Consider the following 14,679-nt stretch of genomic DNA (forward strand, 5'->3'; position numbering starts at 1 on the left):
TCACGATGGTTCTCCACGCAGGCTGCGCAGCGAGGGCGCTGCCTGCGGCAGGGCCCTGGCCTTGCGGTAGGCCGGCCGGCTCCACAGCCGCAGCAAACTGGCCACGTGCCATGCGCCGTGGCGCAGGCTGCGCCGACTCGCCCTCTGGCCCGCATGGACCACAGGCAAACCGCCGCGCCTGAGTTCTCCGCCCAGCACCCGCAGGCGAAGGCACAGATCCACATCCTCACAATACATATAGAAACCTTCGTCAAACCCACGCAGCCGCAGCCAACTGTCCCGGCCCAGCACCAGGCAGGCCGCATTCACCCATTCCACATGCCGCTCCACGCGCCCGCGCAGCTTGCGCCGCAGCAAATTCCACAGCGATGGCAGCTCCCGTTCGAAATCCTGCAGCGCGCCGTCTTCACCGATCTGGGGGGGATAGGCCAGGGCCAGTCCCGGACGGGCCACCAGCGCCAGAAGGTCTTGCAACGGCTCCTCCTGCTCGCTCCAGAACACATCGGGATTGATCACGCAGACAAACGGCTCCCGTGCGCTCGCCAGCGCCCGGTTGTGGTTGCAGCCGAACCCCAGAGGCTGCGCATTGCGCCGGATCTCCAGAGCAAAGGGCCAGCCGGCCACGGGCGCCTGGGGCTCCGCCTCGGGAATGTTGAGCGTCAACACCACACGGGACACCGGAGCAAGGCGCGCCGAAGCCAGGCACTCAAGCAGCCTCTGGATATGAGCGCCATGTCCGTGGCTCACCACCGACACGACCAACGATGAACCCATCAATGCCGCCCTTCAGATCTTCAAATTCCCGCACGGGAATCACGCGCCGCAGAAACGGCGGCACAGAGTATTCCGCCGACGGCCTTCGTCAAGCGTCAGCGGCCATGCCGTAATGCAAAAAAATGCAACAGCCGCGCAATATGTCATTACCCGGCCATGCCATGCAGTCACTGCAGTGGCCGGCATTATGATGCGCGACAATCTGCCGCCCGGACTTCCGGGATTTTTTGCGCCCTGACGTGGGCGCAGCTTGCTGCCCGCTGCGGACTGGCCAAGGCCGTCTGGCGTGAATGAATATGGCCGCGGCACCTGCTCCCAGCGGAGAGATTGCCCGGCACCCCTTTTCCTATGACCACACCCATTCCCGATCCCCACGTCTACCTGCGCACTGTCGATCTGAACGAGCGCACGTCGCTGTCCGTGCTGGCCGGCCATGTCCGGGCCCAGGCGCACATACTGGATCTGGGTTGCGGCAGCGGTGCACTTGGAGCCTTTCTCGCCGAGCACAAGCAATGCGTCTGCGATGGCGTCACCCTGAGCCAGGAAGAAGCCCGCCATGCAGCGCCCTTCTACCGCCATGTCCATGTGGCCGACCTGGAGGATTGCGATCTGGACCAGCTCTTCGGCGATGCGCGCTATGACTACATCGTCTGCGCCGACGTGCTGGAGCACCTTCGCCAGCCCGAGCGCATCCTGGCTGCATGCCGCAAGCGGCTGACGCCCGAAGGCCGTCTGCTGATCTCCGTGCCCAATGCAGGCTACAGCGGCCTGGTGGCAGAACTGCTGCATGGCGAATTCCGCTACCGCGAAGAAGGCCTGCTGGACCGCACCCACCTGCGTTTTTTCACGCGGCGCTCGCTGTCGCGCTTTCTGGCCGAGCAAGGCTGGCAGGTGGACGACATCGACACCATCGAACGGGCGCTACCCGAATCCGAATTCCGCGTCGCCTACGACAGCCTGCCCCCTGCCGTTGCCCGCCACCTGCTGGCCACACCCGATGCACTGGCCTACCAGTTCATCGCCAGTGCCGCCCCGGTGGCCCAGGCACAGGCCATCGAGCCGCCGGTGAACTATCCACAGGCACATGCCCTATTCACGGCACAGCTCTACATGGCACGCGCTGGCCGCTATGACGAAGAAAGCAAGCTCTCCACCACGGGCATCATTGGCCAGGCACGCCAGACACTTCGCTTTGCGCTGCCCGACCACAACACTTCACTGAGCCATCTGCGTCTGGACCTGGCCGACCGGCCGGGCTTCATACACCTGCACCGGCTGGCCTTGCTCGATGCGCAAGGCGCCGTCGTCTGGCAATGGCTGCCCGAGGATTCGGACGCCGCCCTGCTGGGGCAACGCCCGCATCATCAGCTCGTGTGGAATGGACTTCATCCGGCAGGCGCCTTCTCGCTGATGCTGCTTCTGACCGGCGATGACCCCTGGTTCGAACTGCCCATTCCCGCAGAAACCCTGGCTGCACTGCGTGGCGCCTCGCTGGAGATCGAGATGGGATGGCCCATGTCGGCCGACTATCTGGCGCTGGCGGGCGCCGTGCAGCCGCTTGAACGGCAGATCGCGCAGGAGCGCAGCCGGGCCAATGATCTGCAGGATCAACTGCACACCCAGCAACTGGTGCATGAACAGCAACATGCGGAAACCCTTAGCCGGCTCGCCAATGAGCTTCAAGGACTGAATGTTGAGATTCAGCACAAGAGTGACTCCATCAAGGGCCTTTCGCATCGAAATGCTCTGCTAGAAGAGAGCCACGCGGCACAAAGCAAGGAACGCGCCATCTGGCAGCAGGAGGCCACCCGCGTGCAGCGGGACTTCGCGCGCCTGGAGCAGCACCTGCGCGATATAGAGAACTCCACCGTCTTCCGGGCCACGCGCCCTCTCGTCCACGCCAAGATGCGCATTGACCGCCTGCTGGGCAGCACGCCCGTGCCTGCCCCTGTCCTCCACACACCCGTGCCCCAGCCGATGCCGCAGCAGCCCGTCGATGTGATCGTGCCCGTGTACCGCGGCCTGAACGACACGCGCAACTGCATCGAATCCGTTCTGGCCAGCCCCTGCCGCACGCACTGGCAACTCGTGGTCATCAACGATGCCAGCCCGGAGCCCGAAGTCACGGCCTGGCTGCGCGAGAAGGCTGCGCAGGAGCCCCGCATCACTTTGCTGGAGAACGAGGAGAACCTCGGCTTCGTCGGCACCGTCAACCGCGGCATGGCGCTGAACACCGCCCATGACGTGCTGCTGCTCAACAGCGACACCGTGGTTGCCAATGACTGGCTGGACCGCATCCGCCAGGCTGCCTACGGCGATGCACGCATCGCCTCCGTCACGCCGTTTTCCAACAACGCCACCATCTGCAGCTACCCGCGCTTTTGCGAGGGCAACGACCTGCCGCCCGGCATGGACACGGCCGCCATCGACGCACTGTGCGCGCGCACCAACCCCGGCCAGGTGGTGGACGTGCCGACCGGCGTGGGCTTTTGCATGTACATCCGCCGCGACAGCCTGAACGCCGTCGGCCTGTTCGACACCGAGCACTTCGGCAAGGGCTATGGCGAGGAAAACGACTTCTGCCAGCGTGCCGCAGCCGCTGGCTGGCGCAACCTGCATCTGCTGGACACCTTCGTGCTGCACACAGGCGGCGTGAGCTTCGGAGAAAGCAAGAGCCCGCGTGAACGTGCCGCCATGGAAACCCTGCGCAGGCTGCATCCGCGCTACGAAGCCGATGTCATGGCCTTCGTCCAGGCCGACCCTGCGCGCACGGCACGCCTGGCGCTGGATGTGGCACGCCTGCAGGCGGAGGCAGCGCAGCAGCCCGTGGTGCTGGCCGTGCTCCACGATCGGGCGGGCGGCACCGTGCGCCATGTCTGCGAACTGGCGCAGTTCCTGCAAGGCAAGGCACTGTTCCTCATGTTGTCCCCAGCCGCAGGTGGAGTCGTGGTCCTGCGCCGTGCCGAAGAGAAGGAAGCCTTCGAGCTCGCCTTCCGCATCAACGACCAGATGGAGGAGCTGGTGCAGGCCCTGCGCCAACTGGGCGTAGTGCACGTGCACTACCAGCATCTACTGGGCCACAGCGAAGCCATCCTGGACCTGCCCGCACGCCTGGGAACGGCCCATGACTTCACGGCCCATGATTTCTACACCTACTGCAAGAATATCTCGCTGACCGGCATCGACAACCGCTACATCGTGCCGCCCCGCGCGGGCGAATGCGGCTGCTGCGAACCAACGGACACAGCCCCCTATGCCGGCACCGTGGCCCAGTGGCGCCACCGCAATGCGCTGCTGCTGAACAACGCGCGCCATGTGCTGGCCCCCAGCCAGGACACAGCCAGCCGGATCGCCGGCTTCGTGCCCGGGGCACGCGTCCAGGCCGTTGCCCACACCGACATGCCGGCACAGTTGCCGACCCCAACGGCACGCACATTGGCCGCCACGGCCCCACTCAAGATCGTCGTGCTGGGAGCCATGAGTGCCATCAAGGGGGCCGACGTGCTTGAAGCCGTGGCTATCGAAGCCGCCAAACGCGGAGCTCCTGTGGAATTCCATCTGCTCGGCTATGGCTACCGCAGCCTGCAGACCCAGCCACGCGCACGCCTGACGGTGCATGGTGGCTACAAGGAAGAGGAATTGCCTGCGCTGCTGGAGTGGCTGCAGCCCGACCTGGCCTGGTTCCCCGCCCAATGGCCGGAGACCTACAGCTACACGCTCAGCGCCTGCCTGGCCGCCGGACTGCCCATCGTCGCGCCCGACATAGGGGCCTTCCCCGAAAGGCTGGCAGGCCGCGACTGGTCCTGGGTCATGCCCTGGGACTCCAGCACCGCCCAATGGCTGGACTTCTTCGTCAAGGTGCGCCAGGAGCAATTCATCCCCCAGCAGGCCCCGGATGTTCAACCCGCCGGCGGCACTACCCAGGCGCTGCCTGGGCAGGATTTCTATTCCCGCAGCTACCTGCAAGGCCTGCAGCCCCCGGAACAAGCCCTGCTCCAGCCTCTTCCCCCTGCCTTTCTGTCCACCCACCACGTGCAGCACAAGGCACATGTGGCAAGTTCCCTGGCGCTTACGACCCTCATGAGGCTGCGTTCAATGCCCCTCTTGCGCGGCTTGGCAAGGCGCATCCCCGCGCATTGGCAACGGCGCGTTAAAAACTGGCTGCAGGCCTGAGCCTGACCGGGACAAGCGACAACCAAGTGGGGCTTGCCCTGGGCTACGACCCAATCCACCGATCCAGCCCTGGACCTTGCCAGTTGCCGTGAGGCAAGGTCCAAATCGCGCACAGGTTGACAACGCTGCTCCGGCCATGTATCCCATTCGCCAGTCACTCTACATAACCGTTCATCAGATAGCAGCATTGCTGAGTGCCATGGTGCTCTGCTGCTTTTCATGGCCGGCGGCTGCGGCCGATGCTTTGCTCCACGATCAGGGGGTACTGGAAGAGGTCCATTTCGACGCAGCCAAACAGCAATTGATCGCCAAAGGCTGGAGCGGGTCAGCGCGCAGCCAGGCCTTTCCCACCCAGGCCTCGATCTTCCTGGACGAGCGTCTGGTCTACCAAGGCCGGCTCAACGCACTGTCCTATCCCAGACCAGACGTCGTGGCGGCCACAGGCAACCCGGGCTGGGCCAACTCAGGATTCCACATCCGCGCCCCACTCGACCTGGACATGGCTTCCGGCACCTACGCCGTGCGCATGAAAATCATGACCACGGATGGACAGCACTTTGATCTGTCGGTTCTGGACAAGGCCCGGCAGATCACGCTGCACCAGCCCGCCCGTGCCAGCTCGCCATGCAGAGCCGGCGCACTTGTGGCCTTCGCGCTGCCGGCACTGGTCCTGCTGCTGTCCCTGTCTGGCTGGCAATCCAGGCTACGCATTGACGCAAGGGCCTTTGGCGCAACGACCGCAGCGGCCTTCATCATTCTGGTAGCAGGCGGTTGGACCGGCTCCTCCGTCTCCCTGCTATTTCAGAATGACGAACTTGTCATACATGATGAGAAATCCTGGATTGGCTCCCCCCAGATCATTCGCAGCGACGAATGGCAGGTCATCACCGCCATGGCCATCAGCCAATACCAGGCCGCCGCACCCGGTCTCCTGCTGAAGCGCTTCGAGAACACCAGCACGGCTTTCTCCAGCGCCGGCCACAACATGAACACCGTGGGCATGAGCGGTGTGCCTGTCTCCAATCTTTCTGCGCTCGCCAAGCCAGCCACCTGGGGCTTTTTTGCCCTTGACTTGCGAAGGGCCCTCGCGTGGTACTGGTGGTTCCCTTACTTTGCCGGATTCGCGGCCTGCCTGTGGGCCCTGGTACGCATCGCACAGCTGCGCTGGCAGCCAGCAGCCGTTCTGGCACTCAGCGTGAGTGCATCACCCATGTCCTTGGGGTGGTCGGGTTGGCCTGTTTACATCCTGTTTTTCGCACTGCTCGCCTTCGGCATGTTCCTGACCGCCTGGACGCAGCAGTCCATACGGCAGGTGCTGCCCCGAGCCCTGGTGGCAGGCTGGGCGCTGGCTGGCTTTGCACTCACCCTGTATCCGGCCTGGCTTGTGGTAGTTGCCAGCTTGCTGGGGCCGCTGGCCATTGCCTGGCTGTACATGCGCCGCATGGACTGGCGCTGGAACTGGCATCAGGCATTCCTCGCGGCGGTCATGGCGATTGTGACGGCCCTCCTGCTCTACACATGGTGGCTTCATGCTGCAGACGCCGTTTCGTCGATTGCCGCCACCGTCTACCCGGGCAAGCGCATGGAGACCGGGGGATACATGGACCCCTGGTACCTGGCCCGGGGACTTTTCGGCCCGGACCAGATGTTCCACATCACCGACATGCTAGTCCCCAGCGATGCCGGCTCCTACATCTTCCTGGCCATTCCGCTGGCCTTGCTGTTCGCCTGGCAGCAAGCGCAGGGCATGCGGCAGCGCACGCCACTGCCACTGGATCTCATGGGAGTCATATGCCTGGTTTTCATCTGCTGGACGCTGTACTTTTCATACCATGGCGTGCCTCTCTGGCTGGCTCAGGCGACACAATGGGCCAAGGTCCCGGTCTACCGCACGGATATCGGCCTGCTGCTGGCACAGACCTGGCTGCTGGCCACAGTGCTCGGCAAGCAGTGGCCTGCCCAGCCCGGGATCCTGGAGTCCAGCCAGCCCCTGACAGCAAGGCCGTGGCAGTTGCCGACACTGGCGGCAATGGGTGCCGCAGCCTGCGCCTGGTTGGCAGCCTTCACCTATTCCACGCTGCCTGTGGCGATCTCCGAGACCATCAGTCCCGGCGTAGCCGCCATCACGGCCGCTGCCTTCGCCATCCTGGCCCTGCTGTTGGCAAACCGGCAATTCGTTGCAGCGATGACCATCTACATGGTTTGGATGCTGGGCACGGCTCTGCCCTTCAACCCGCTGCTGCAGGCGCCTGCGCATGTGGAGCCTGGACAGGTCTTGAGACAGCTGGACATCGATGCCACCTCAGGCCAGGCCCGCTGGGTAGTGCTGGACGATCATCGCCAGGCCATGGCACTGGCGGCATCCGGTCTCAGGATCAGCTCCGGCATCTTCTACCACCCACCTCTGGCTTTCTGGGAGAAGCTGGACCCCGGAAAGAAATACTTCGGCACCTACAACCGCTATCAGCACCTGACCATAGAAGGAGCCGAACTGCAAGGCACGGATTTCGAGCCGATCCTTCATAGCCTGGACCATGTGCTGCTACGAGTGAACACACGCAGCTTCGATTTCTCGAAGATTGCCGCGACCCATATCGCGGCGCCGCGGCGTCATGAACAAGGTCTGAATCAGAATCCGCACCTGCGGCGCCTGAAGTCCGAGGGCAACTGGAGCTTCTACCGCACGGTCGATTGACACAGAGGCCCGGAGCCGCAGCCCCTTGCGGCTAGCGTTTGCCCAGCAGCAAAAGGATCTCGTTGTTGCGCAGCCAATCTTCGGGATAGCGGCCCTGCAATGCATCGGGGATGGGCATGTCCACATGGCGCCGTTCCTCGCGCAGCACATCGAAACCGGCCTGCCGGGCGATATCGATCAATTCGTCGGCGGTCAGTCGGTTCAGCGCCTGATATTCCTTGAACACAAAGCGCTTGTAGCCATCCACACCGAAGTCCGCAAAGCCGAAATCCACTTCGGCGGAATCCAGAGGGCCCTCGTGCTTTTCTATGATGCTCCACAGCTCCTCTTCCGAGGCTATCAGATGGTGCCAGGGCACATCGTCATAGCGGCGCAGATGCGAGCCCCAGGGCGAATGGAAAAGGGGCTCGATCTGCAGGAAGAACACGCCACCCGGCCGCAGGCAGGCATGCAGGTCTGCCAGGATAGGCAGTACCTTGTCCCGCTGCACATGCTCGAAAGTCGACCAGCTCAGCAAGCCATCGTAGCTGGCATGCCGGCCAGCCAATGGCGAGTTCGGTTCGATGGTCTCGAAGCTCAGCGCTGCGGGAATGCGCGACATGCCCAGTTGCTCCCGCGCGATGCGAGGCAGCTTGGAATACTCCTGGCGGATATCGATGCCATGGATGGAGGTGGCGCCATGGCGCAGCACCAGCGCCAGATCAGTAATGCCATCACCGCAGCCGAAGTTAAGCAAGCGGACCCTGGACAGGTCCAGCGACCGCCCCAGCCAGTCATGGACCAGATCGGCCGCATAGTTGAAATGCGCACGGAACCATTCATCCGTGATCTTGCTGGCATCCCATGCCGCCAGCCCGAACAACCGCTCCTGCAACCGCAGCATCCAACTCATGCAATCGTCCTCTTTGTTTTCTCAATAGCCCCGATACCGCTCACCGCCGCTGCAACACATAGGCATCCTGGTGGTTCCAGAAATGCACGAGCGAGCGGTGGCGCAGCGCATCGCTGCCCCAGGTCTCGGCGATGCGGTCCAGCACGAAACGCTCGGAGGTGAACGCCGTGCCGTACTCATTGGCATCGATGGCATTCGACTCGCTGGAAGGAGCGAAGAAAAATCCATCATCATCCAGCTTCACGCTATCGAAATCCGCCGCCTTGACGCCATGGGTGCTAAATACCAGCAGACCGCCCGGCGCGACTGCATCGCGCAATACCTGCAGCCAGCGAGTCCAGGTCGAACGCGGCAGATGGCTGAACAGCGAAAGCACAAACACCAGTTCGTACTGCTGGGGCCAGCGTACCTGCTCCGGCACGCTGGCCGATGCAAAGCCCTTCACACCAAAGGTCCGCTGCGAAAAATCCACGGCATCGGCCACGATGTCCGAGACCGTCACACGCTCCGCCCCCAGCGCCTTGACCAAGTGCCGTGTGAAGCGGCCATGGCCGCTTGCGAACTCCAGCACGCTGGAAGTCCGCAGCAAGGGCCTATCCACGGCCTCCAGCAACAGCATGAGCTCGGACAGAGTGCGCCAGCCATCGGAGAAATAGTCGCGCAGTGGATTCACACTGGACGGATGGCCTCGGAAGAAACCAAAAATGTCGTCCTTGGGCGAAATCCTGCAATCCAGACCCATGATGTTCGAGAACGAGCCCACAAGGCCATGGGTTTCGATCAAGGCGTGAGCCTGCAACAGGCTGTCGTCTCTTTCACGAGCCCTGACCAGCACCTGGGCCGCACCTGCGCGGTCTCCCTGCTCCAAAAGTTGCTGCGCTTCCTGCAGCAGTCGCTGGCCTTCACTCGGGGGATTCGAAGAATTGTCGGATGTCATGGGGTGTGGATTATGGAGCCAACGACAGGCAGCCGTGTATCCCGCCGTACGGACTCAGCTCCAGTGGTGGGGCAGCCGCACTAGGCCCGGCAAGGGCTTGGGGAAGATGAAGCGCAGGTGCAGGAACTGGAACCACTCGTCGTAGACGGCCAGACCCGTCTCATCGAACAGGAAGGCGCTGATCACATAGTCTCCGCTGTGCAGCGGCAGTTCCGGGAAGGTCAGAACGGTCTGCCAAGTCCCGTCCGGCAGTTGGCGCGGGACGGCCCCATCCTCGTGTGTGGCCAGGGAAGTGATCCCCACCCCCTTCGACTGCTCGATCATGAAGCCGATATGGGGCCGCTCGTTCCCCCGGCCGCGCGCCGTGATAGTAACGACCAGATCCTGGCTTTGCAAAAGACCAGGCTGATCGCCCACAGGCTCGGCAAGGTCCTTCACATCCACGGAAAGAATGCAGGCCGAGCCGCTGTCCGCAGCAGCCACACGCCCTGCCGGCACATCACAGACAGGCGCAGCCTGAGCCGACTGCGCTGTCTCGCTCTCGGCTGCGCAGTCCCCGCCGCCGGCCAGGGCCTGCTGCTCGCGCTCCTGGCGCTCTCGCGTATGCAGGTCATAGGCCGCCAACACCTGCTCGGTATCGCCGAACTGCGCCACCTGCCCCCCGCGCAGCCACAGCGCGGCATCGCACAGATGGCGGATGTGGTAGGGACTGTGCGAGCAGAACAAAATCGTGCAGCCGCTGTTGCGGAACGCCATGATGCGCTCTATGCACTTCTTCTGGAAATGCTGGTCGCCCACAGCCAGCGCCTCATCGATGATCAGTACATCAGGCTGCACGGCTGTCACCAGCGCAAACGCTAGGCGCACGGTCATTCCTGAGGAATAGGTTTTGACCGGGCGCTCCATTGCTTCGCCCAGTTCGGCGAAGGCCGCGATCTCGGGTTCGAGTTCACGCATGCGCTCAGGGTTGATGCCGATGAGGCTGCCACCGAAATACAGGTTGTCCCGTCCACTGAAATCGGGATGGAATCCCGCACCCAGCTCCAGGATGGCCGTCACCCGGCCCACGCGTTCTATCTGTCCGCAACTGGGTTGCAAGGTCCCCGCCAACAGCTTGAGCAGCGAACTCTTGCCAGCACCGTTGTCGCCGATCACGCCAATGCACTGGCCTCGGTGCAGTTCGAAAGAGACATCGCGCAACGCCCAGTGGCTGCGGTGCGTGGCCGCGCCCGTCAGCAGCGCCTTGAAGCGCGCGCGTGGCGACGGATACAGCTTGTACTCCTTACCCAGGCCCTGCACACGCAGGACCAGGTCGCCGGGCAGCTCCACATGCTTGGCATTCATAGCCAGTCCACCAGTTGATCGCGGCTGCGCCGCACCAGACCATTGAGCAGCACGGCCAGCACCAGTACCCAGGCCCCGATCGCCACCCATACTGCGGCTTGGGGCCACAGCCCTTGCAGCAGCACATTCTGGTAGCCCAGCACCAGCGCGGTCATGGGATTGGCCCAGAGCACCCAACGCCAGCGCTCGGGAAACAGGGCCAGCGGAAACAGGATGGGCGACAGATAAATGCCCACCGACAGCAAAAAGGTCACGAGCTGGCCCACGTCGCGCAATGCCGCCGTCAGGATGGCCAGCGCATAGGCAAGCAGCGCACACAGCAGCAACTGGCCCAACAGCAAGGGCACCAAGGCCAGCAGCGACGAATTCAAACCATGCTGCGGTAAGTAGGCCAGGGCCACCAGCAGCAGCAGCGGACCGAAGATCACGCTGCTGGCCAGCACGGCACGCAGGGGAAAGAGCACCGGTGGCAGCGGATTCTTCTGCAGGATGCCACCGGCCTCCACCAGACTGTTCATGCCCCGTGCCGTGGCATCGCAGAAAGCCATCCAAGGCAAGGCCCCCACCACCAGGAAAGCACCCACGGCATGCGTAGGCGCGTTGTCGCCCAGGCGCATGGAAAAGACCACGTCGAACACGAGGTAGTAGGCGGCCACTGTCAGCAATGGCTGTAGATAAGGCCAGAGCACGCCTGCAGCAGTGCCCGCATGGCGTGCGGCCACCTCGCGCCGGGTCATCACCCATAGCAGCCCACGGGCCCGCCACAGCGCCACGCATTCATCGACTAAAAAGCGCATCAATCCCTGCGATTCTTGAACATGGTGAAACCCCAGGACCTGGGCAGTACAAAGGCCCCGCCCGCACGCATGTGCGGGGCGGGGCCTGTCATTTCAGCAAGCCACACAACAGGCCGTGCCAGCCCAGGAGCCAGTCAAAGCAAGCTGTGGAGTGTACTTAAATCAGGGCTTGGCCGTTGTACTCGCCGATGCGGGCTTGCCCGCAGCATCCAGCTGCTTCTGAAACTCAGCCGCATAGGCTTCGACCGCAGCCTTGTCAATCTTGGCGTCCTTCTGGATCTTTTGCACCATCTCCTGGCGCGCATCGCGCTGTGCCGAGCTGCGCACTTCGCGCAGTAGGGCCGGACGGACTTCCTCAAAGAGTTTGGTCCCAGCGGCACGGTGCTCTTCCAGCTGGATGATATGGAAACCGAACTGGGTAGCCACCACATCGCTAAGCTCACCCTTCTTCTTCAGGCCGAAGGCTGCGGTCTCGAAGGCCGGGACCATCTTCCCCTTACCGAAGAAGCCCAGGTCCCCACCCTTGGCCGCGTTGCTCTTATCGGCCGACTCCTGCTCTGCCAGCTTGGCGAAATCAGCGCCATCGCGCAGTTGCTTGAGCAACTGTTCTGCCTTGGCCTTGGCCGCGTCGTCCTGGCCCGACACCAGGATATGTCGCACGCGAACCTGCTCTTCTGCCTTGAAGCGTTCGGGCTGGGCCGCGTAGATGTTGCGAGCCAGGCGCTCGGCATCCTGCTCCGAGGGCGCATGCTTGCGATCGAATTCGGCCAGCATGGCATCGGACAAAACCTTGTCGCGCATGATCTGAATGGCAGCCTTCACTTCCGGCCGGTCGCCCAGGCCATCCTTGACAGCCTGCTCCGCCATTACGCGGCGCACATGGAGGTTGCCGGCGATCTGCTCTACAGACTGGGGCTTGGAGTAGAGCTCGGCACGAACATGTTCAGGCACGCGCAGTATGCCGTCTGCCTTGATGTCATCGGCTGTTACGGCCACACCATCCCCCTGGACCAGGGGCGCGGCATGTGCCGCCAACATAAACGGGCTGGTCAACACGACCAGAGACACACAGGTCAGATGACGAAATCGGCGAATGGAGTTACTCATGGTCACACTACATCAAAAATAAAAAAGGCGGGAGTTGCCTCCCGCCTTTTTGTGATCACTTACGCGTGATGAAGTTTCCCGCTAATTAGGGAACATTGCGCGTGAAGCGGTGGGGCCAAGTGATACCGTAGGTACCAACGGTGCCGGCAGCAGCTTGGGGGTTCGTCAGCTTGATGAACGAGCTACCCAGGATGGGCAGGCCAGCAGTGCCGTTGGCCGTGGAGACCACAGCCCAGCCGTTTTCGTACGGGCCTTCATCCACGTTCTGACGGGCAACCGCAGCGCCCAGCACCGAGGTGTTGGCGTCCTTGAAGGTCAGCACGCTGACTTCGCCGCAGAAACGGACGACAGCAGCTTCACCGGGGGTGCTAGGCGAGAACACGGGCTCTTCAGCACCAGGTTCCGGAGTGTTTTCCTCACGGTCCCAGAACTGCTGGCCATCAGCCTTCACGCAGATGTTGCCGGCGGTGTCCACCGAAGTGTTGGCACCGTGGAACCAGTTGGTAGCGCCAGGCACAGCGGGAGAAACGATTTGCTTGGCGAACACGCGGTAAGCGTTAGCGTTCGTGGCAGCTTCGTAGTTGGCAGCAACTTGGTAGCGACGTGTGGGCATGGAGAACACCCAGTCAGTCTTGGCCGACACCACGGTGTCCATAGCGTACTGGTTGGTCACCGACGTCACGGCGATGGCCGAAGTCAGGTTGTCAGCCTGAACAGCAGGAACCACAGGGGTAGACGTGCCAGCGCTCACCGTGTAAGGGGTGGACATGTCGGGCAAGTCATAGTTGCGAGCAACAACCGTAGCCGTAGAGGGCTTAGGCGAGTAAGTGCCCGCAGTCGCATCATAGATGAAACCAGCAGCCAGCAGCGGATCGGACGTGTAGTTAGCAATGTTACCGGTGGCAATGACCGAGTTCGCTTGAGGGAAGTGCACGAAGTTGCCGCGGCCATTCACGCCAGCAGGGGTCTTGGCAGCAACAGCGGTGGCAGCACCAGCGAACGTGGTGGTTTGGGCCACGTTCATGATGTACCAGTCACCCATCAGGCCACCGGTAGGCGTATCAAAGCCAGCGGCACGAGCTTCTTGCTCCACCGTGTTGGTGCTGCCTGCGGGCACAACCGAGAAGTCACGCACAGCGATGGAGTTCAGGAGCTTGCGTGCATCCGAGCCGTCCACGGCGCAAGGAGCATTGCCCTTGACGTGCTTGATGGCGTTGTACAGGTCCTTGGTCCCGCTGGCAGTCGCCGGGATGTCAGCCATGTTGAAGATTTCCAGATAGCCTTCGCGGGTCTGGTTGGCCTTCTCACCGGTGCTGAGCCTGCTGTTCAGGCGCTGGGTGTTGAAAGGCGTAGCTGCGCCCTTGGCGATGGCGGGGGCCGTGCAGGTGCCGTCGTTGGTCACCAGTTGGGCCACGCCACTGGCGCCTTCGGACACGGCGCCGGTCCACACGTCGCCAGGCGACAGGAACAGCTGGAAGTCCAGAATATCGTCGGAGTTGCTAGCGCCGCGGAAACGCACCTTCACGGCCTTGCCGTTCTTGGTGTCGGTGTTGACCACGTGGAACACGGTCGTGTTGCCAGCTTGAGCATTGAAGTAAGGCACCAGCAGCATGTGACCCATGTTGGAGGGGTCGACTTGCAGTTCGGTAGCGTCGGTAGCCGTCAGGTTAGCACCGGTACCAGGGATCACGGCAGCCGAAGCGGCGCCAGCGAAGCCCAGGCCACCAACCATGGCGGCAATGCTCAGGGCCAGAACATTTTTCTTCATAAAACTATCTCCAGTAAAGAAAAGAAAGGGGCGTTGTTCATCTAAAGCCGCCACCACGAAAGATCGCCGAGGAATCGTAGCACAGCTTATTCGTCCACCTGCATCGCTTTCCAAGGGACTGCCAAGCATTTTTGAAAAAAAACAACACCCTGCCTGGTTCTGATGCAGGGTGCCGAGTGTACACCTGGACAC

At 62.7% G+C, this 14,679-nt stretch carries 9 protein-coding genes; 2 read left to right on the forward strand and 7 right to left on the reverse strand.

All coding sequences use genetic code 11. The annotated features are described in order from the left end of the window. The gene (locus HFGMBDPB_RS06110; protein ID WP_016446447.1) at positions 1–774 is read right to left on the reverse strand and encodes a glycosyltransferase family 2 protein; all 774 of its coding nucleotides are present in this window, start codon (positions 772–774) and stop codon (positions 1–3) included. Positions 775–1,122: 348 nt separating this feature from the next. On the opposite strand from HFGMBDPB_RS06110, the gene HFGMBDPB_RS06115 reads away from it, so the two are divergent. Beyond that, positions 1,123–4,947 carry a methyltransferase domain-containing protein gene (locus HFGMBDPB_RS06115; RefSeq protein WP_212645067.1) on the forward strand — a complete coding sequence of 1,275 codons (3,825 nt, stop codon included), beginning with the start codon at positions 1,123–1,125 and terminating at the stop codon, positions 4,945–4,947. A 136-nt stretch (positions 4,948–5,083) separates the two neighbouring features. Next, positions 5,084–7,642, forward strand: a complete 2,559-nt coding sequence (locus HFGMBDPB_RS06120; protein WP_212645068.1) for a DUF7657 domain-containing protein — start codon at positions 5,084–5,086, stop codon at positions 7,640–7,642. Positions 7,643–7,673: 31 nt separating this feature from the next. On the opposite strand, the gene HFGMBDPB_RS06125 is transcribed toward HFGMBDPB_RS06120, so the two are convergent. From HFGMBDPB_RS06125 to HFGMBDPB_RS06150, 6 genes are all read right to left on the reverse strand, one after another. Continuing rightward, on the reverse strand, positions 7,674–8,534 hold the full coding sequence (locus HFGMBDPB_RS06125) for a class I SAM-dependent methyltransferase (RefSeq protein ID WP_212645069.1): 861 nt from the start codon (positions 8,532–8,534) through the stop codon (positions 7,674–7,676). Between the two features lie 40 nt (positions 8,535–8,574). Next, positions 8,575–9,471: a class I SAM-dependent methyltransferase gene (locus HFGMBDPB_RS06130; protein WP_212645070.1), complete on the reverse strand. Its 897-nt coding sequence runs from the start codon at positions 9,469–9,471 to the stop codon at positions 8,575–8,577. Positions 9,472–9,525: 54 nt separating this feature from the next. Further along, positions 9,526–10,815 (reverse strand): ABC transporter ATP-binding protein, encoded by a 1,290-nt coding sequence (locus HFGMBDPB_RS06135; protein ID WP_160852916.1) that lies wholly within the window; start codon positions 10,813–10,815, stop codon positions 9,526–9,528. Further along, positions 10,812–11,612, reverse strand: a complete 801-nt coding sequence (locus HFGMBDPB_RS06140; RefSeq protein WP_160852980.1) for an ABC transporter permease — start codon at positions 11,610–11,612, stop codon at positions 10,812–10,814. The genes HFGMBDPB_RS06135 and HFGMBDPB_RS06140 overlap by 4 nt, the downstream gene beginning before the upstream one ends. A gap of 162 nt (positions 11,613–11,774) precedes the next feature. Next, positions 11,775–12,719 (reverse strand): peptidylprolyl isomerase, encoded by a 945-nt coding sequence (locus HFGMBDPB_RS06145; protein WP_237426667.1) that lies wholly within the window; start codon positions 12,717–12,719, stop codon positions 11,775–11,777. An 85-nt stretch (positions 12,720–12,804) separates the two neighbouring features. Continuing rightward, positions 12,805–14,487, reverse strand: a complete 1,683-nt coding sequence (locus tag HFGMBDPB_RS06150; protein WP_212645071.1) for a cell surface protein — start codon at positions 14,485–14,487, stop codon at positions 12,805–12,807. Between the last annotated feature and the right edge of the window lie 192 nt (positions 14,488–14,679).

The organism is Delftia sp. PE138 (genome assembly GCF_018320755.1).
GTDB classification, from domain to species: domain Bacteria; phylum Pseudomonadota; class Gammaproteobacteria; order Burkholderiales; family Burkholderiaceae_C; genus Comamonas; species Comamonas tsuruhatensis.